This window comes from Microbacterium sp. 1262 (assembly GCF_040544895.1).
GTDB classification, from domain to species: domain Bacteria; phylum Actinomycetota; class Actinomycetes; order Actinomycetales; family Microbacteriaceae; genus Microbacterium; species Microbacterium plantarum.
Genome location: NZ_JBEPKU010000001.1, coordinates 825999 through 845359, shown reverse-complemented (window position 1 = coordinate 845359; position 19361 = coordinate 825999). Strand labels below are relative to the sequence as shown.

Annotated in this window: 16 protein-coding genes; 7 read left to right on the top strand and 9 right to left on the bottom strand. The window is 69.8% G+C overall.

Annotated elements, in window-relative coordinates:
- Positions 1-86: 86 nt before the first annotated feature.
- Complete coding sequence (locus ABIC53_RS03950) at positions 87-782, top strand: FadR/GntR family transcriptional regulator (RefSeq protein ID WP_114589581.1); 696 nt, start codon at positions 87-89, stop codon at positions 780-782.
- Here ABIC53_RS03950 and ABIC53_RS03945 read toward each other — a convergent pair.
- Together ABIC53_RS03945 and ABIC53_RS03940 are read right to left on the bottom strand one after the other, a co-directional pair.
- Positions 757-1713, bottom strand: coding sequence for a phosphoglycerate dehydrogenase (locus tag ABIC53_RS03945; RefSeq protein ID WP_274178001.1), 957 nt, complete (start codon positions 1711-1713; stop codon positions 757-759). The genes ABIC53_RS03950 and ABIC53_RS03945 overlap by 26 nt on opposite strands.
- An 8-nt stretch (positions 1714-1721) precedes the next feature.
- A complete protein-coding gene (locus ABIC53_RS03940) occupies positions 1722-3164 on the bottom strand; it encodes a gluconokinase (protein WP_274178002.1) in 1443 nt (480 codons plus the stop codon).
- A gap of 96 nt (positions 3165-3260) precedes the next feature.
- Between ABIC53_RS03940 and eda the strand changes: the two genes are divergently transcribed.
- Positions 3261-3923 carry a bifunctional 4-hydroxy-2-oxoglutarate aldolase/2-dehydro-3-deoxy-phosphogluconate aldolase gene (gene eda / locus ABIC53_RS03935; RefSeq protein WP_274178003.1) on the top strand — a complete coding sequence of 221 codons (663 nt, stop codon included), beginning with the start codon at positions 3261-3263 and terminating at the stop codon, positions 3921-3923.
- Between the two features lie 69 nt (positions 3924-3992).
- Positions 3993-5585, top strand: a complete 1593-nt coding sequence (gene gnd, locus ABIC53_RS03930) for an NADP-dependent phosphogluconate dehydrogenase (protein WP_274178004.1) — start codon at positions 3993-3995, stop codon at positions 5583-5585.
- A 76-nt stretch (positions 5586-5661) separates the two neighbouring features.
- Here gnd and ABIC53_RS03925 read toward each other — a convergent pair whose 3' ends face one another.
- Complete coding sequence (locus tag ABIC53_RS03925) at positions 5662-6675, bottom strand: magnesium and cobalt transport protein CorA (RefSeq protein WP_274178005.1); 1014 nt, start codon at positions 6673-6675, stop codon at positions 5662-5664.
- Positions 6676-6763: 88 nt separating this feature from the next.
- Between ABIC53_RS03925 and ABIC53_RS03920 the strand changes: the two genes are divergently transcribed.
- The 4 genes from ABIC53_RS03920 to ABIC53_RS03905 all read left to right on the top strand — a co-directional run bounded on the left by ABIC53_RS03920 (position 6764) and on the right by ABIC53_RS03905 (position 11000).
- A complete protein-coding gene (locus tag ABIC53_RS03920; RefSeq protein ID WP_274178006.1) occupies positions 6764-7495 on the top strand; it encodes a response regulator transcription factor in 732 nt (243 codons plus the stop codon).
- Entirely contained in the window at positions 7492-9075 is a 1584-nt protein-coding gene (locus ABIC53_RS03915; protein WP_337994947.1) for a sensor histidine kinase, read from the top strand. Before ABIC53_RS03920 ends, ABIC53_RS03915 begins: the two co-directional genes overlap by 4 nt.
- Entirely contained in the window at positions 9072-9491 is a 420-nt protein-coding gene (locus ABIC53_RS03910; RefSeq protein ID WP_274178007.1) for a hypothetical protein, read from the top strand. The genes ABIC53_RS03915 and ABIC53_RS03910 overlap by 4 nt, the downstream gene beginning before the upstream one ends.
- A gap of 99 nt (positions 9492-9590) precedes the next feature.
- Positions 9591-11000, top strand: coding sequence for an HNH endonuclease signature motif containing protein (locus ABIC53_RS03905; protein ID WP_354450503.1), 1410 nt, complete (start codon positions 9591-9593; stop codon positions 10998-11000).
- 51 nt (positions 11001-11051) lie between these two features.
- Here ABIC53_RS03905 and ABIC53_RS03900 read toward each other — a convergent pair whose 3' ends face one another.
- From ABIC53_RS03900 to glmU, 6 genes are all read right to left on the bottom strand, one after another.
- The gene (locus ABIC53_RS03900) at positions 11052-12599 is read right to left on the bottom strand and encodes an FAD-dependent oxidoreductase (RefSeq protein WP_274179524.1); all 1548 of its coding nucleotides are present in this window, start codon (positions 12597-12599) and stop codon (positions 11052-11054) included.
- Complete coding sequence (locus tag ABIC53_RS03895) at positions 12596-13468, bottom strand: FAD:protein FMN transferase (RefSeq protein WP_274179525.1); 873 nt, start codon at positions 13466-13468, stop codon at positions 12596-12598. The genes ABIC53_RS03900 and ABIC53_RS03895 overlap by 4 nt, the downstream gene beginning before the upstream one ends.
- Positions 13465-13959: an FMN-binding protein gene (locus ABIC53_RS03890; protein ID WP_274179526.1), complete on the bottom strand. Its 495-nt coding sequence runs from the start codon at positions 13957-13959 to the stop codon at positions 13465-13467. The genes ABIC53_RS03895 and ABIC53_RS03890 overlap by 4 nt, the downstream gene beginning before the upstream one ends.
- Positions 13960-14047: 88 nt before the next feature.
- A complete protein-coding gene (locus ABIC53_RS03885) occupies positions 14048-16753 on the bottom strand; it encodes an HAD-IC family P-type ATPase (protein WP_274179527.1) in 2706 nt (901 codons plus the stop codon).
- A gap of 126 nt (positions 16754-16879) precedes the next feature.
- Complete coding sequence (locus ABIC53_RS03880; protein WP_112617994.1) at positions 16880-17914, bottom strand: ribose-phosphate diphosphokinase; 1035 nt, start codon at positions 17912-17914, stop codon at positions 16880-16882.
- Positions 17889-19361: a bifunctional UDP-N-acetylglucosamine diphosphorylase/glucosamine-1-phosphate N-acetyltransferase GlmU gene (gene glmU / locus ABIC53_RS03875; protein ID WP_274179528.1), complete on the bottom strand. Its 1473-nt coding sequence runs from the start codon at positions 19359-19361 to the stop codon at positions 17889-17891. The genes ABIC53_RS03880 and glmU overlap by 26 nt, the downstream gene beginning before the upstream one ends.

Here is a 19361-nt window from a genome sequence, read left to right as displayed (position 1 = left end):
GCCCCGTGCCACGGCAGCGGAGCAGAGCGATCCTCGCACAATGATCGTATCTTTTACAACCACTGATCGTATTTATCGGAGGCGTCATGGCGCAGGCATCCCACGGATCCGTGCTCGACGCCCTCGGGCTGCGTATCGCGTCGGGTGAGCTCGCACCCGGGTCGGTATGCACTCTGGCCGACCTCGAAGCCGAGTTCGGGGTCTCCCGCACCGTCATCCGCGAAGCGGTTCGGGTGCTGGAGGCGATGGGGATGCTCTCGTCGCGCCGACGCGTCGGTCTCACCGTGACGCCGACGAACGAGTGGAGCGCGCTCGATACCCGCCTCATCGGCTGGCAGCTCGCATCACCGCGCCGCGACCACCAGATCGTCGTGGTGAACGAGTTGCGGTCCGCCGTCGAGCCGATCGCCGCGCGACTGGCCGCCCAGCGCGGCACCGACGTGCAGCGCTCGCAGCTCCTCGGCCTCGCGGCGCGTCTCGAGGAGCTCGGTCGCAGCGGCAAGGGCGCATCGCCGGAGTACCTCGAGGTCGACATCCAGTTCCACGACCTCATCCTCGACATGAGCGGCAACCTCATGCTCGCCGCGAACAAGGCGGCGATCGCCGCCGTCATCGCCGGGCGCTCCGACGTGGGACTCACTCCCGCGATCCCCTACGAAGCGGCGCTCGACAACCACGTGCGCACCGCCGCGGCGATCGCGCGCGGCGACGCCGACGGTGCGGAGCGCCACACCCGTGGCTACGTCGACGCGGTCCTCAGCGAGGTCCGGGCGCTGGTGTGACCAGGCCGTCGGGCTGCTCGCCGCGCAGCGCCGCCAGCAGCGCATCGATCGACTGATCCGTCATTCGCTGCACGGCACCGCTCGTGTGCCCTCCCGCATGCGGCGTCGCCACCACGCCGGGATGCCCGACGAGCGGCGAACTGGACGGCGGCTCGGTCTCGTAGACATCCACGGCGACCCCGTGGAGGCGCCCCTCGTCGAGTGCGCGGCGCGCCGCGGCCTCGTCGAGCAGGCCGCCTCGCGCGGTGTTGACGACGATCGCTCCCGGCGGCAGCAGGCTCAGTCGGCGCGCATCGAGCAGATGACGGGTCTCGGGCAGCAGCGGGACGTGCAGGCTCACCACATCGCTGCGGCGGCACAGCTCGTCGATGCCGACCCGCTCGACCCCGGCCTGCGCGAACGCCTCGTCGGGCAGCATCGGGTCGTACGCGACCACCTCCATACCGAGCCCTCGCGCACGCTCGGCGACCAGGCGGCCGATGGCGCCGAAGCCCACGACCCCCGCGGTGGTGCCCGTGAGCTCCTTGCCCTCGAGGCGCGGCCACTCCCCCGCACGCACCGCCTCGTCGAGCCGCGGGATGCCCCGCGCTGCGGCGAGCACGAGGCCGATCGCGAGCTCGGCGACCGCGATCGCGTTCGCGCCGGGAGTCCGAGTGACCATGACGCCTCTCGACGCGGCGGCGTCCAGGTCGACCCGGTCGACACCCACCCCGTAGCGAGCGAGAACACGCAATCGGGGCGCGGCCGCGAAGACGGCCCCGTCGTATTCGTCGAGCCCGGCGATGATGCCGTCGACATCGGCGACGAGCGGGATGAGCTCCGCCGCCGTGAGTGGCCGCCCGTGAGGATTGAGGATAACCTCGCCGACCTGCTCGCGGAGGCGGCGGAGCGATGCGCCGTGCGGGTCGCGGCACAGAGACGTCGGCGTCACCAGGACCTTCATCGGACTGCCTCGAACGATCCGGGCACAGTGCGCTGATACTGATCGAGGTACCGGGCGAACCCCTCGTCGTATCGATCTCGGTGCTGCTCACGAGGCGTGATCGTCCGCACCTCGACGTCGTCGAAGGCCGGATGCCGCAGGTCGAGCCCGCTCGCGAGCATCCCCATCCGCACCGCACCGACGATCGAGGTGTGCTGCTGCGCCGAGACCTGCATCTCGACCCCGAACACGTCGGCCGTGAGCTGCGTCCAGAACGGCGACGACAGGACGCCGCCGGAGAGGACGATGCGACGAGGCGTCCCACCGAGGGCGGTGAGCTCCTTGTAGCAGTGGTAGAGCGAGTACACGATGCCCTCGAGCACCGACTGGTACATGTCCACGCGCGAGTGTGCCGGCGCGAGATCGACGAAGCCGCCGCGGCGCTGGTCCTGCCAGCCCGGGCTCCGCTCGCCGAACAAGAAGGGCAGGAAGACGGGCAGGTCGACCCGGTCGGTCGACAGCGACGGCTCGATGTCGAGGTAGTCGGTCGAAGCCCCGAACAGGCGGTCGCGCGCCCAGTCGACGCAGTTGCCGCATCCCGAGGTCGCTGCGCCGCTCAGCGCACCGAGCGGCGAGCGGTACGACCAGGTGCTCAGCGTGGGCGAGAACGCCGGATGACGCGACGCGACGCGGAGGGCGCCGCTCGTCCCCATCGAGAAGGTCATCTCGCCGGGCTCGGTCGCGAGGTCGCCGATCTGGTTCAAGCCGCCGTCCGGGCCGGGGGTGAGCACCGGGATGCCCGCGGCGAGTCCGAGGAGCACCGCGGCCTCGGCCGACAGGGGCGCCGTGGCAGTGGTCTCGTGCAGCTCGGGCAGCCGGACGCGACCGAGATCGAACCGGTCGATGACCTCGCTGTCCCACGTCGCATCGGTGGCGGAGAGCAGCCCGCTGCCTGAGGCCAGGGAATCGTTCGTCCAGACCTCACCCGTCATCCGAGCGAAGATGAGGCTGGCCTGGTCGAGGGCCAGCAGCCCGTCGATGTCGAGCCCCTGCGCACGGAGGTGCTGAAGTTTGAACACGGGATAGATGGCATTGACCATGCAGCCCGTGCGCTCGTAGAACCACCACGTGAAGTCGTCGTCCGCACGGAGGGCGGCGCTGAGGTCCTGCGCGCCGGTGTAGGGCCACTCCATCACCGGGGTGACCGCCGAGAGGTCGTCGGAGCGAAGGGTGAGGCCGTGCCACGTGCCGCTCAGCACGATGAGGTCGATCCGCTGGCCGGCTGCGGCCTCGCGACCGAGGGCCATGAGCTGGATGTAGATCGCGTCGGCATCTCGGACGGCCGAATCGGGCCCATCGACTTCGAACCGGCGGCTGCGAACGGCGACCGCGCCGGTGTCCGTGTCGAAGAGCATGGTCTTCGCCGAGGTGGTGCTGGCTTCGAGAGCGAGGATCTTCATAGGGGCCCATCGTCGGGTGTCCGGCGGGCAGCAGCGTCGCCGAGACTCAATGATATGATCATTCGGCCGACGATGGACACCCCGAGGAGAAACATCATGGTCGCTGTTCTCGATCAGATCGCCCGCCACCGCCTCGTTCCGGTCGTCGTGGCCGACACCGCCGACGAGGGCCTGTTCATCGCCGCTGCGCTCGCCGAGGGCGGGCTCCCGGTGGCCGAGATCACTTTCCGCACCCCCGCAGCACCGGCCGCCATCGAAGCCATCGCCGAACGAGGCGACGTGCTCGTCGGCGCGGGCACGATCGTCTCGCCCGCCCAGGTCGACACCGCCGTCGCCGCCGGTGCCCGCTTCCTCGTCTCCCCCGGCTTCCACCCCGCGGTCGCCGACCGCGCCGCCGACCTCGGGGTTCCCCTCATTCCCGGAGCCGTCAGCGCGAGCGAGATCATGGGGGCGCTCGCGGCCGGGATCACCACGGTCAAGTTCTTCCCCGCCGAGACCTCGGGCGGCCTCCCCGCCCTGCGTGCTCTCGCCGGCCCCTTCGGCGACCTGCGGTTCGTGCCGACCGGCGGCATCGACGCCACGAACCTCGACGCCTATCTCGCGCACCCGCAGGTGACCGCCGTCGGCGGTTCGTGGATGCTGCCGCGGACCGCCGTCCGAGCACGCGATGCCGCCGCCATCACCCGCGCCGCATCCGACGCGGTCGCACGTGTCGACGCCTTGTCGCAAGCCGCTCCGGCCGGCCTCCCGAACGGATAAAGTGGCGAGAGAGCCGGGCTCTCTCGCAGCACCTGGCCACCCCACCCGCACGCGAACCTGGAGCTACGCATGGCGTCGACCCCCTCACCGACAGGACCCTCGACCGATCAGGATCAGGCGCCGCACGAAGCGGCCACGGTCCACGAGGGCGCCCCGCGTCCCGAGGAGGTCGACCGCCCGACCCCCGACGAGAGCAGCGCTCCCGCCGAGGCCGGGTCCGGCTCCGCGAACATCGGTGTGGTCGGACTCGCCGTCATGGGCTCGAACCTCGCCCGCAACCTCGCGAGCCGCGAAGGGAACACGGTCGCCGTGTTCAATCGGTCGCGTTCGAAGACCGACGAGCTCATCGAGACTCACCCCGAGGCGGACTTCATCCCCGCCTTCTCCTACGAGGAGTTCGCAGCGAACCTGCAGAAGCCGCGCACCGCGATCATCATGGTCAAGGCGGGTCGCCCCACCGACGCCGTCATCGACGAGCTCATGCGGGTGTTCGAGCCGGGCGACATCATCGTCGACGGCGGCAACTCGCTGTTCACCGACACCATCCGTCGTGAGAAGGCGGTCCGCGAGGCCGGCTTCAACTTCGTCGGCATGGGCGTCTCCGGTGGTGAGGAGGGTGCCCTCCTCGGGCCCTCGCTCATGCCCGGAGGCCCCGACGAGTCGTGGGTGACCCTCGGCCCCATCCTGAAGTCGATCGCCGCGGTCGCCGAGGGCGAGCCGTGCGTGACGCACGTCGGCCACGACGGCGCCGGCCACTTCGTGAAGATGGTGCACAACGGCATCGAGTACGCCGACATGCAGCTCATCGCCGAGGCCTACGACCTCATCCGCCGCGGCACCGGCAAATCGCCCGCCGAGATCGCCGACATCTTCGCCGAGTGGAACCGCGGCGAGCTCGAGTCGTACCTCATCGAGATCACCGCCGAGGTGCTGCGTCAGACGGATGCCGCCACCGGTCAGCCCCTCGTCGACGTGATCGTCGACCAGGCCGGTGCCAAGGGCACCGGCGCGTGGACCGTGCAGACCGCGCTCGACCTCGGCGTGCCCGTCTCGGGCATCGCGGAGGCCGTCTTCGCGCGTTCGCTCTCGAGCCACCGCGAGCAGCGCGACGTGTCCGGCTCGCTGCCCGGCCCTGACGACGCGTCGTTCACGGTCGAGGACGCCGACGCCTTCATCGAGCAGGTGCGCCTCGCGCTCTACGCCTCCAAGATCGTCGCCTACTCGCAGGGCTTCGACGAGATCCGTGCCGGCGCTGCCCAGTACGGCTGGAACATCGACCTCGGCGCGGTGTCGAAGATCTGGCGCGGCGGCTGCATCATCCGCGCGCAGTTCCTCAACCGCATCGCCGACGCGTACGCGACCGGCGACGAGCTCCCCGTCCTGCTGACCGCGCCGTACTTCGTCGAGGCGCTCGGCCGCGCCCAGGACGCGTGGCGCCACGTCGTGCAGGCCGCGGCCGGCGCCGGCATCCCCGCTCCCGCCTTCAGCTCGTCGCTGTCGTACTACGACGGCCTGCGTGCGGAGCGCCTGCCGGCAGCCCTCATCCAGGGCCAGCGCGACTTCTTCGGTGCGCACACCTACAAGCGCATCGACAAGGACGGCACCTTCCATACGCTGTGGTCGGGAGACCGTTCCGAGGTCGAGGCCGAAGACACGCACTGACCCCACTCCTGAGGTCACGAGGCCCCGTCGAGCATCTCCGCTCGGCGGGGCCTTCGCTGTACGCGACGACGAGACGTCAGAGCCAGTCGTTGCGCTTGAAGATCCCGTAGAGACCGGCGCTCAGGAGCACCATCAGCCCGAGCGCCATCGGGTAGCCCCACGGTTGGTCCAGCTCGGGCATGAATCTGAAGTTCATGCCATAAACGCTCGCGACGAACGTCGGGGCGAATCCGATCGCCGCCCACGACGAGATCTTCTTGACCTGTTCGTTCTGGCGCACCTGGACGACGGTGAGGTCGGCCATCTTCTCGTCCAGCCGCTGGTTGACGAGGGTCGCGTGGATCGTCAACGCGTCGTCGAGCGTGTGTCGCATCGACTGCACGCGCTCCGCCACGTACTGCGCGCGGCCGCGGACGTCGTCCCATCCGGCCGGTTCGGCGCCGGCCGCGGCATCCGTGAGGGTCGAAGCGAGCCGCGTCAGGACGTCCGGCAGCGGCGTCGTGGCGTGAGCGAGGTCGATCACCTCCCGCTGCAGGTCGAAGATGCGCCTCGACACTCCGGGGTCGTCGCCGAACAGCTGATCCTCGATCTCGTCGATGTCGTTCTCGACGCCGTCGAGCACGACGCGGTAACCGGTCGTGACGAGTTCCGCGAGTACCCACATGACGGATGCCGGGCCGCGGCGGAGCAGGTCCGGGTGGCTGTCGAGACGACCCTGGAGCTCGCTGAGGTCGATGCGATCCGAGCGCGTCACGGTCACGATGAGGTGCGGTGCGAGGAACACGTCGATCTCGTCGCAGCGGACCGTCTCGGAGGCATCGTCGTAATGCGCGGGCTGCAGCACCACGAAGGCGTGGTCGCCGTACCGCTCGAAGATCGACCGCTGATGCGGGCGGAGGGCTTCCTTGACCGCGATGGGAGGTACCCCCAGCTCGGCCGCGTGAGACTCGATCTGCGCGTCGTCGACGTCGATCAACGCGACCCACGCGAAGCCGCCCCGTTCGCGCGCGAGCACCGCGGCGTCGCGCGGCGCCAGACCGTCGCCGATCCGCGACCCGTCGACATACACCGCCGCCTCAACGTTCGTCATGACGTCACCGTATGCCACATCCCGAGCTCACAGCGCGCACATAGCATCGTCCATAGCTTCTCCATAGCGAACGCCTCACAATGGGCTCATGACCACTCCCGCTCCCACGGCACTGCAGCGTCCCGACGGCTCCCCGCTGCGCATCCTCGTCGTCGACGACGAGCAGATGCTCACCGATCTGCTCTCGATGGCACTGAAGATGGAGGGCTGGGAGGTCCGCTCCGCGGCATCCGGCTTCGAGGCGCTCTCGCTCGCCCGGGAATTCGAGCCGGACGCCATGGTGCTCGACATCATGATGCCCGACCTCGACGGGATGTCGGTGCTGCAGCGCCTTCGTCAGTCCGGCGACGATGTTCCCGTGCTGTTCCTCACCGCGAAGGATTCCGTGGGCGACCGCGTCGCTGGGCTCACAGCGGGCGGCGACGATTACGTCACGAAGCCCTTCAGTCTCGAGGAGGTCGTCGCACGGCTGCGGGGTCTCATGCGGCGCGCCGGAACCGCGACAGCCGGTGGCGCCGACCCCGTGCTACGCGTCGGGGACCTCACGCTCAACGAGGACTCGCACGAGATCGAACGCAGCGGGACGAGCATCGAGCTCACCGCCACCGAGTTCGAGCTCCTGCGCTACCTCATGCGAAACCAGCGCCGCGTGGTGTCGAAGGCCCAGATCCTCGACCGCGTGTGGAACTACGACTTCGGCGGGCGATCCTCGGTCGTCGAGCTCTACATCTCGTACCTGCGCAAGAAGATCGATGCGGGTCGCGAGCCGCTCATCCACACCGTCCGGGGTGTGGGCTACATGATCAAAGCTCCGCAGTGACGTCCGCCCCGGATGGCGCCGGCGCGCACGGGCGCACGGACCGGCGCGCCCGCAAGCGCTGGACGCTGCAGACGCGGCTGATGGTCACGGTGGTCGGTGTCGTCGCGCTGACGCTCATCTCGAGCGCCGTCGGGCTCGCGACCACGATCGGAACTGTGCTGGTCTCAACCGTCACCACCAACGCCGAATCGCTCACGCGCGGGCTCAAACTCTTCGACAGCAGCGGCTACGTCGTGCGTGTGCGCTCCGCGGAGGAGACGATCGCCGGCACGACGGGTCTCCCGTATGGTTACACGCTGCTGGTGCAGGACCCGCGCGGTCCCGTCACCGGCGCGACCTTCGACGGCGACGAGGGAGTGCGCAGCCTCACGACCGCGGAGCTCAACGATCTGGCTTCGACCGACCTCAGCGCCCTTCCGGCGACGATCGAGATCGGCGATCTCGGCGCGTTCCGCGTCGTGTCGTTTAAAGCGGGCGACATCACCGGGCTGGGTGCTCTTCCGCTCGCACAGGTCGATACGACTGTCGCAATCGTCGTCACCACGATCACGATCGTGACCGTCGGCGGCCTGCTCCTCCTCAGCGCGGCGATCGCGGTTGTCATCCAGCGCTCACTCCGGCCGTTGCGCGTTGTGGCTGACACCGCGACGAGGGTCGCGTCGCTCCCCCTCGCGCAGGGCGCTGTCTCCATCACCGAGCGCGTGCCCGCAGAGGAGACCGACGACCATGATGAGATCGGCCGCGTGGGCGCCGCCCTCAACACGCTGCTCGACCATGTCGACGCATCCCTCATCGCACGCCAGCGCAACGAGGAGCGCATGCGGTCGTTCGTCGCCGACGCCAGCCACGAGCTGCGCACCCCGCTCGCCTCGATCCGCGGATACTCGGAGCTCTCGTTGCGCGCGATGCGCCAGGGCGTGCCCGGGGTCGAAGAGACGACGACGGCCGCCCTCGAGCGCATCCAGGCGCAGTCGCTGCGCATGACCAGGCTCGTCGAAGACCTGCTGCTCCTCGCCCGCCTCGACGAGGGCCAGGAGCTCGTCTACGGCACCGTCGACCTGACGGCGCTCGCGGTCGATGCCGTCGCCGACGCGCGTGCCGCGGGCCAGGACCACGAATGGCGCTTGGACGTCGGCGACGATCCGGTCATCGTCGCCGCGGATGCCACCCGCATCACGCAAGTCGTCGCGAACCTCTTGGCGAACGCCCGCGTGCACACCCCGGCGGGGACCACCGTCACCACCTCCGTGCGCGTTGCGGACGGCACGGCGATCCTGTCGGTGCACGACGACGGCCCGGGTATCGACCCCGCCGTGGCTGACGAAATCTTCGAACGCTTCTCACGCGGTGATCGCTCCCGCGCGCGTCAGACCGGCGGCACAGGGCTGGGCCTGTCGATCGCGCGCGCGATCGTTGCCGCGCACGGAGGCTCGCTCACCGTGCAGAGCGAGCCCGGCTCGACCACCTTCGAACTGCGCCTGACCGCGAGACCGGCCGCCCCGGAGACGGGCGAGCCGTCGGATGCCGGGACGGGACCGACCACGAATGAGCAGGCGAGCGGAACGCAGGAGATGCCGTGACGCTCGGTGAGCCGCGGATCGTGGCGGTCCGCCGCGGGCGGGTGCAGCCGTCCAGCTCATGGATCTACGTCTGGGTCGACGCGGCGACAGGCGACATCGCCTACGTCGGTGCGACACCGTACGACCCAGCGCTCCGCACTCACCTGCACCTCGAGAGCGACGATGCGCAGCTGGGCAGAGTACGAGCGACCGTAGACGGATATGCGGAGCGCGACTTCGACGTTCTCGCTTTCGAGCTCGCCGCCGACATCGAACGCGCTGAAGCGAAGGACCTCCTCAAGCGCCGTCTCCGCGGGGATGCCAGCCCGTCGCCGACGGATGCATCGACGGCGCTGTGGCGCGCGGTGGATGACATCGCACGTGCTGTCGAACACCGTTGTTCCGAGATCGACGAGCGCGGTCGGGCGGGCGGCTGAGCCGGTCGGCGATTCCTCCCCAGGGGTGGGGTCTGACGAGTTTTGCATTTCGTAGCTATGTTCGATGTGAATGTCTGACCCCGCTGCCACAATGGGAACATGTCAGCGAACAGGGGTGGCGGCTCGGACGAGATCGAGGTCTCGCCGCACGGCCCCGCGATCGCGGCTTACGGCGAGGCGCTCGCGCTGGTGCATGACGCGGATGTCGCTTCGGTGCGGGCTCTGGCCGAGCTGGGCCGGTCCGCGTTGCGTGAGGCGCGCCGTGACGGAGTGCGTGGGATGGCCTCGGACATGGAGCTGCGGTCGGTCGCGGCTGAAGCTGCGGGGCTGGCCCGGCGGACCGACAGGCGCCTGCAGGCCGACATCGACCATGCGCTGACGATCGTCGACGATTACCCGACCGTCTTCTCGGCGTGGGAGGAGCGGCGGATCACCCGCGACCACGTCGACGCGGTCGTCACAGCGGGAACCGGGCTGCCCGATGAGGTGCGGGGCGAGTTCGAGGTCGCGGCGATCGCGGTGTGCGAGCGCGACATCGCCACCCGGGTGAAACCGGCGCTGCGTGCCCTCGCGGAGAGACTTCATGAGCGCACGTTCACCGACCGGCACCGCGACGCCGCCGCCGGGCGGTGTGTGCGGGTCTCGCACGGAACGGACGGGATGTCGGATGTCATCGCGACCGTCCCGACCGTGATCGCGGTGGGCATGCTCGACCGGCTCACGCAGATGGGACAGTCCGTCAAGGACGCCCGGACCGTGGGTGCGGATGCGGATGCGGGTGCGGGTGCGGGTGCCGGGGCGGATGCCGCCGGGGCGGATGCCGTCGGGGCGGGCGAGCCCGCCGATACGCGGACGATGGATCAGCTGCGGGCCGACATCCTCGGCGACCTGGTGCTCGGCGGGGCGCCGGTCGTTGACCCGACGTATGGGATCGATCGGGCTGGTGGGCTCGGGGCGATCCGGGCACGCGTGCAGGTGGCGGTCACCGCCGAGACGTTGATGGGGCGTGACGAGAACCCCGCCGAAGCCGTGGGTGCGGGGCTTGTCGATGCCGAAACGGCGCGCGAGCTCGCGGGGCAGGTGTCGGAGTGGGACCGGCTCTTCATCGACCCCGTCAGCCGTACTCCCGTCGAGATCGACACCTACCGGCCGACCGCGTCGATGAAGAAGCTCCTGATGGCTCGGGATCAGCACTGCCGGTTCCCGGGATGCCGGCGGGCCGCGATCCGGTGCGAACTCGACCACACGGTCGATTACGCCCTCGGTGGGCACACCCACATCTTCAACCTCGCCCACCTCTGCCAGCGGCACCACTCCATGAAGCAGTTCACCAAGTGGGAGGTCAGGCAGGTCGGCGGCGGGGTCCTCGAATGGACCTCGCCCCTCGGCCGGGTCTACCGCGAAGACGTTCCCATACCCGCGGTGTGCTTCACCATCGACACCTCCGGCCCACCGCGATCTCGCGTCGGAACCGGCGGGCCGCCGCCGGATCTCGCACCACCCTTCTGATGCGTCGCGACCCTTCTGATGCGTCGCGCGATCTCGACACGCACTGCGAATTCAGTATCCGGCGAAGGCGTCCGTGGTGAGCGACCGCGCTTTCGAGAGCGCCGGGGCGAGGTCGGCGATGAGCCGCGGCGGTCCCGAGATGAACGCGTGCCGTTCGGTGAGGTCCGGCACGAGCGTGGCGAGAGATGCCGCGGTCAGCCGCGCCCCGCCCGTCCACGTCCAGTGGTCGGGCAGGTTCCGAGGCTCGTCTCGCGTCACGACCATCACCGGGATCTCCGCAGCGATGATGTCATCGCGGAAGGCCAGCTCGTCGGCATCCGATGCCACGTAGACCATGACGACATCCCGCCGCTCCCCCGCCAGACGCATCTCGCGCAACTGCGACACGAACGGAGTCACCCCGATGCCGGCCGCGACGAGCAGCACCTTGGCATCGGTCCGTGCGGGCAGCACGAAATCGCCCCACACGCCGGTGACGGGCAGATCGCGACCGGGCTCGACCAGTGCGAGCGCCTTCTTATAGCTCGACTGCGAACCCTCGCGGATAGCGATCCGCACCTCCGGCAGCTCCGCGGGCGCCGAAACGATCGAGAATTCGCGCCGCGTGCCCCGCGCGTCGGGACGGCGATGCGGCACTTCGAGCTCGAGGTACTGTCCGGGACGGAATCGGAAGCCGCGATGAGCGCGGAAGGTCAGCTCCCGCACGGAGGGGGTCAGCGCTGTGCGTTCGACGAAGGTCAGGCGCACCGCGGCGCGGTAGGCGAAGAGGAACGCGAGCAGGTTGCCGATGAGCAGCGCGCGCTCCTGTCCGAGACTGACGTCACCGATGAGGATCGGCCAGCCCGCCAGCGCGCCCACCAGCGCAGCGACCGCGTACTGCTGCCTCCGACGCGGCGGAAGGGTCAGCGGCTCGGACAGCATGAACGCACCGAGGAAGAGGAACGGCGACGACCACAGCACCTGCCCGATGACGGTCGCATCGACGGGGAGCGAGACCTGGGCGTACTGCACGAACGTCCGCACGAGCGCGACAGCGACCGCGACGACGAGGAAGACCGCGACCACCCGCACCTTCTCCGTGCGCACGAGCACAAGACCGCCGAGAAGGATGACGGGCACCGCGAGAACGGGCGACCCCACCCACCACGCCGACGCGCCCAGGTCGGGGAACGGGATGCTGAGCACAGTGAGCACCGTTGCTCCGGCGGCGGCGGGATTGAAGATGTGTCGCCCACGCCAGGCCAGCAGGTACTTCGATGCGGAGGCGACCACCCCGGCGACCGCGAGCCCCGCGATCCCCGCCGGATCGAGCGTCGGACGCAGCACGAACAGCAGGATGAGCGCGGTGATGACCGCCGATTCGATGCGCCACGTTCGGCCGAGCAGCCGCTGCGCTACAGCATCCACCACGATGATCGCGCCGGCCAGGACGACGAGCGACACCGGGAGAGCCAGCGGATCGCCCGCGATCTGACCGGCGACGGTCAGCACGAAGGCGATGACCGCGAGCAGGGAGAGGGCCAGGAGGACGAATCGGTACATCGACACGCGTCCGAGCGCGCCGACGGCTCGGTTTCGAAGGGCCGTCAGGGATGTCATACGAACAACTCCGCTTCGCAGTGGGGTGACCATTCGACGGAACCGTCGGTGCGCATCCGCACCCACGAGGCCTCACTGCGCTCCGCGAAGCGAGGGCCGCCGTCGAAGAAGAGGGCTGTGGCGACGGCATCCGCCGTCATGGCGTCCGAAGCGACCGCCCACGTCGCTGCGTACTCCCGAACCGGCTCGCCCGTGCGCGCGTCGAGAACGTGATGCAGACCATCGCCCCACGCTCGACGGTTGGTCGCGGAGGCGCACAGCGCCCCGGCGTCAAGCGTCCAGACTCCGACCGCCCGGGACCCGTCATACGGGTGCTCGAGCGCGACACGCTGCTGCACCCCGTCGATCGCGAGGTCGCCGCTCGCATCGACGACGAGCCAGCCGGCCGTGCGCCGCCGCAACTCCGACATCACGAGATCGACGAGGCGACCCTTGCCCACCGCGCCCACATCGATCGTCGCCTGGCTGTGAAGCGTGAGTCGGTCGTCCGCCAGCTCGACGACATCGCGCCACCGGTCCGGCGCGGCCATCGCCCCGCGATCGCGGAGGGAGTACGAGCCGTCGTAACCGCGCCGGGCGAGTGCGTCACCGACGAGCGGGTTCACCGCGCCGTCCGTGACGTCGGCCAGGTCGCCGTACAGCGCCAGCAAGGCCGCGGCGTCGGGAGGCGCCGCGACCGATCCGCCCGACGCCAGCCGGCTCACGGTCGAGTCCGCGCGGAATCTCGACCAGTCCCGATCGAACGACTCCACGAGCGACATCACCGCTGACCGATCGCCGTCACGCAGCGGCACCTCGCTGTCGACGCACCACGCGGTTCCGATGGCGCCGAACTCCCACCGCCCGAAGCCGGCAGTCGCGACGATCATGCTGCCGCGTCGGTGCGGATCTCCTCGACCGCCGCGTTGAAACCACCGCTCGTGAGCGACGAGCCCGCCACGCGGTCGACCTTCACGTCGTCGAGGCTCTTGCCGACGACGGCATCCGAGATGCCGCCGATGAACTGCGACTGGTACTGCTTGCTCTCGCGGCGGGTCGGCTCACCGGTGACCTCGACCGCGGTCACGGCATCGGATTCGACCGTGAGCGTCACGGTGATCGTCTCGGGGCCCTCGGGGGTCTGATAGGTCCCCTCGGCCGTGTACGTGCCGTCGGTGTAAGTGCCGCCGGTCGCCCCCGACGAACCGCTCGGGCTGCTCGAACCGGTCTCGGTCGTCGCGTCGGCGGAGGGCGCCGTGCCTGATGCGGGCTGCTCGCCTTCGGCTTGGCCCGCGCAGCCGGCGAGGAGCGCAAGGCCGGCGACGGACGCCGCGGCGGCGGTCACGCGGAGCGAACGGGGTACGGCAGTGGCGCGGATCATGATGGGTCCTCCTGTGTCGTGCCCCTCCGGGGGGAGGTGGGCTGATCTCACGCTAGCGGCCCGTCGCCATGGCTCCCCTCTGTCGTTCCTATGCGTTTGCATCGAGTTCCGGCGCGCGCCACAGCGCTTTCAGCCCTTCGACCGCGAAGAAGATCGCCACGGCGAACCCCAGCGGAAGCAGCCAGGCCTGCGCCGAGAGCGGCCGCGAGTCGAACAGCGCGTTCATGAACGGCACGTACGTGTAGATGAGCTGCAAGCCGACGAGGGCTGCAGCCGACCACCAGATCACCCGGTTGCCGCGCAGGACATCCCGGGTCAGGCTCGAACGGCGCAAGAACCGGCAGTTCAACAGGAACGCCAGCTGGCCGAGCGCGAGTACGGAGACCGAGACCGTCCGGGCGACATCCAGCTCGGCGCCCGTTGCTCGAACGATCGCGAACGCCGCGAGCGTCGCTCCCCCGATCATCACCGACACGATGAGGACGAACAGAAGTTCGCGCAGCGAGATGATCGACCCGCCGCTCGACCGGGGCGGTCGCGACATGATCCCCGGCTCGGCCGGCTCGTACGCGAGGGCGAGCGAGAGCGTCACCGCCGTGACCATGTTCACCCACAGCACCTGCACGGGAGACAACGGCAGCGCCAACCCGAAGACGACGGCGACGAGGATCACGAGCGACTGGGCCCCGTTGGTGGGCAGCAGGAACACGATCGACTTGCGCAGGTTGTCGTAGATCCGGCGCCCCTCGCGGATCGCGGAACGGATGGTGGCGAAGTTGTCGTCAGCGAGTACGATCTCGGCGGCTTCTTTCGTCGCCTCGGTGCCCTTGATCCCCATCGCGACTCCCACGTTCGCGCGGGTGAGCGCGGGGGCGTCGTTGACGCCGTCACCGGTCATCGCGACCACCTCGCCGTGCGACTGGAGCGCTCGGACGATACGGATCTTGTGCTCGGGACTCGTCCGCGCGTAGACGTCGACGTCGCGGACGACATCCTTCAGCTTCTCCTGGCTGAGCGACTCGAGCTCGCCGCCGGTGAGCACGCGGGGTTCGTCATCCGACACCAGCCCCATCTCACGGCTGATCGCGACGGCCGTTCCCGCATGGTCGCCCGTGATCATCTTCACGCGGATGCCGGCCCGGTGGCAGTCGGCGATCGCCTCGACGGCCTCGGGCCGCGGGGGGTCGAGGATGCCCCAGAGGCCGAGGAACTCCAGCTCATCGACGTCGTCGATCCCGACCTCGTCGAGGCGCGACGGCTTGCGCGCGGCGGCGAGCACGCGCAGGCCCTCGGCGCTCAGCTCGGCGATGACCGCATCCCAGAACTCGCGGTCGAGTTCCTCCGGCCCCGCGGCCCCGCGCTGGCGCGTCGAGCGGTCGAGCAGCCGGTCGGGCGCGCCCTTGACGAGGAGAGCGCGCGACCCGTCGGCGCCCTCGTTCAGGGTCGCCATGAACTTGTTCTCCGAGTCGAACGGGAGCACGTCCACGCGACGGACGCCCTCTGCCTCACCGTCGTGTCCGCCCTTCATCGCGACGACGCGCAGCGCACCCTCGGTCGGCTCACCGACGAGCTTCCAACCGTCGTCATCCGAGACGATGTTCGCGTCGTTGCAGAGGTCCGCTACGGCGAGGACGGCCGACAGATCACCGCCGGAACGCCCGTCCCCGTCGGTCCGCTCGATCTCGCCCGCCGGTTCGTAGCCCAGCCCCGAGACGTCGTAGCGGGCGACCGGGGTGACGATCCGCCGCACCGTCATCTCGTTCTTCGTCAGCGTGCCCGTCTTGTCGGAACAGACGGTCGTCACCGAGCCCAGCGTCTCGACAGCGGGAAGCTTCCGCGTGATGGCGCGACGCCGGGCCATCTGCTGGACACCGATCGCCAGAGTGATCGTCACGAGCGCCGGCAGCCCTTCCGGGATCGCCGCCACCGCGAAACCGATCGTGGCCGAGACGAGCTCGCCGAACGGCATCCCGTGCACGAATCGGCCGACGAGCATCATGGCGGCCGCCATCCCGAGGATGACGAGGGTCAGGACCCGCCCGAACGCGTCCAGCTGCTTCGTGAGAGGCGTCGTCAGGGCTCCAGCGCCCCCGACGAGCTCCTGGATCTTGCCGATCTCGGTACGAGCGCCCGTGCCCGTGACGATTCCGCGGGCCTGTCCCGCCGACACGATCGTGCCGGAGAACGCCATCGACGCCCGGTCGCCGACGCCGGCATCCGCGTCGACCGGATCGGTGTGCTTCGACGCCGGTACCGACTCGCCGGTCAGCGCCGCCTCGTCGATGCGCAGCTGGCTCGCCTGGACGAGCCGGAGGTCGGCCGGAACCTTATCGCCCGGTGACAGGCGCACGACATCGCCGGGCACGAGCTCGGCGGCGGGCACACTCCGCCACGAGCCGTCTCGGCGCACGCTCGCATCCGACGACAGCATGCCGCGGATGCCCGCGAGAGCCTTCTCGGCGCGCCCCTCCTGGGCATACCCGATCACCGCGTTGATGATGGCGACGGCGAGGATGACCCACACGTCGAGCCAGTCCGCCATGACCGCCTTGATCGCGGCGGCGGCCAGCAGGATGTAGATCAGCGTGTCGTTGAAGTGCGAGAGGAACCGCAGCCACGCGGGCGTGCGCTTGGCCTCGGGAAGGACGTTCGGCCCCACCGCGTCGAGGCGCCGCCCTGCTTCATCCGAGCTCAGGCCGTCGGCACTGGTTCTGAGCGCCGCGGCGACCTCGTCGACGGGGCGGGCGTACGAGCGAGGCGACTCGAGATCCGCCTCGGAGACAGGGGCAGCCATGGGCCGATCCTACGGCGTGCGGCTTTGCGGTACACCGGAGGCCGCCGGAGAAGATCCCGGTGCGGCCCCGTCCCGAGCCCGACGCTCGATGCAGCGCCGGGGTCACCCTGCCGGGGTCAGGTCGAGTCAGGCGGCGCCGTCGAACATGCTGGTGACAGAGCCGTCCTCGAAGACCTCCTTGATCGCGCGCGCCAGGAGCGGGGCGATCGGGAGGATGGTGAGGCCGGGGAAGCGCTTGTCGTCACCGAGCGGGATCGTGTCGGTGACGACGACCTCGTCGATCGCGGCATCCTGCAGACGCTCGACCGCGGGGTGACTGAAGACGGCGTGCGTCGCCGCGACGATGACGCGCTCGGCGCCGTTGTTCTTCAGGGCCTGCGCGGCCTTGACGATCGTGCCACCCGTGTCGATCATGTCGTCGACCAGCAGGCAGACACGACCCCGGACATCACCGACGATCTCGTTGACGGTGACCTGGTTGGCGACGTTCGGGTCGCGCCGCTTGTGGATGATCGCGAGCGGAGCGCCGAGGCTGTCGGACCAGGTGTCGGCGACGCGGACGCGGCCGGTGTCCGGCGACACGACGGTGAGCTTCTCGCGGTCCTCCGGGCTCAGCGTGCGCTCGAAGTGCTCGAGCAGGACCGGCTTGGCGAACAGGTGGTCGACGGGACCGTCGAAGAACCCCTGGATCTGCGCGGCGTGAAGGTCCACGCTCATCACGCGGTCGGCGCCGGCCGTCTTGAACAGATCGGCGACGAGACGCGCGCTGATGGGCTCGCGGCCGCGACCCTTCTTGTCCTGCCGCGAGTAGGGGTAGTACGGCGCGACGACGGTGATGCGCTTGGCGGACGCGCGCTTGGCGGCATCCAGCATGATCAGCGTCTCCATGAGCCACTCGTTGACCGGCGGTCCGAACGATTGCACCAGGAAGAAGTCGCATCCGCGGATCGACACCTCGAAGCGGGTGAGGATCTCGCCCGATGCGAAGGTGCGGTGCTCGGTCGGGACGAGCTCCGTGCCGAGCTGCGTTGCTACATCGGCCGACAGCGCGGGGTGCGAGCCACCGGATGCCACGACGAGACGCTTCTTGGTCTTGGCGACCAGTCCCGGGGCGATGCCCCGCGAGACGTCGAGGTCAACCGTGTTCTTCTTGCGAGCCATCGTCCGCTTCCTGTGAAGACCGCACGCGTGCCGCTGCTGCGGCGGCTGCAGTACCGGGTCTGTTCTTCTCGACCCACCCTGCGACATTGCGCTGGGGGGCGACGCTGAGCGCGAGAGCACCGGCCGGGACGTCCTTGCGGATGACCGCTCCGGCGCCCGTCTTGGCGCCCTCACCGATCTTAACCGGCGCGACGAAGACGTTGTGCGAGCCGGCGTGGACCTCGTCGCCGATCACGGTGCGGTGCTTGGCGAGGTCGTCGTAGTTCGCGGTGATGGCACCCGCCCCCAGGTTCACGCCGCGGCCGATCTCGGCGTCGCCGACGTACGACAGGTGCGGGACCTTGCTGCCTTCCCCGATGACGGCGTTCTTCGTCTCGACGAACGTGCCGATCTTGCCGCGCTCGCCGAGCTGCGTGCCCGGCCGGATGTACGAGAAGGGCCCCACGGTCGCGTCGGCCCCGATGACGGCGAGGGTCGCGTCGCTCCGCGTGACGGTCGCGCCCGCGCCGACCTCGCAGTCCGAGAGGCTGGTGTCGGGCCCGATCGTCGCACCCTCCGCGATCACCGTGGCACGCAGGATGTGCGTGTTCGGCAGAACGGTCACGTCGGGGGCCAGCGTCGCCGTGACGTCGATCCACGTCGTGGCGGGGTCCTGCACGGTCACCCCCTCGAGCTGCCAGCGGCGCACGGTGCGGGCGTTGAGCAGGCGCGCGGCCTCGGCCAGCTGCACCCGGTCGTTGACGCCGACGATGAGATTCGCGTCCGCGACGAGCTGCGCGGCGACCGCGAGCGCGTCGTTGCGGAGCATGCCGACGACATCGGTGAGGTACTTCTCGGCCTGCACGTTGGCGATGCTGATGCGGCCGAGCCGCTCGCGCAACGGCGCTGCCTGGAAGACGTAGACCCCGGCGTTGACCTCGTCGACGGCGCGCTCGGCATCCGACGCGTCCTTGTGCTCGACGATGCGGTCGACGCTGCCCGCGGTGTCACGGATGACGCGACCGTAACCGGTCGGGTCGCTCAGGCGTGCGCTCAGCATCGTGGCGGCGGCGCCCGATGCACGATGGGTGCGCAGCATCTCGCCGAGCGTCGCGTCATCGAGCAGGGGGACGTCCGCGCTGAGTACGAGCACGTCACCGTCGAAGTCCGGCAGCTGGTCGAGAGCGACCTCGACGGCCCGGCCGGTGCCGGGGATCTCGTCCTGGTCGACGACGACGACCTCGGGCGAGACGCCGAGCACGGCCTCGGCGACGCGATCGCGCTCGTGCCGGACGACGACGAGCACGTGAGCGGGTGCGAGGTCGCGTGCCGTGTCGAGCACATGGCCGACGAGGGGGCGACCGCCGATGCGGTGCAGCACCTTCGGGAGGGAGGACTTCATCCGCGTCCCCTGCCCCGCGGCGAGGATCACGACAGCGAGACGGGGGTCGAGTGGGGTGTCGCTCAT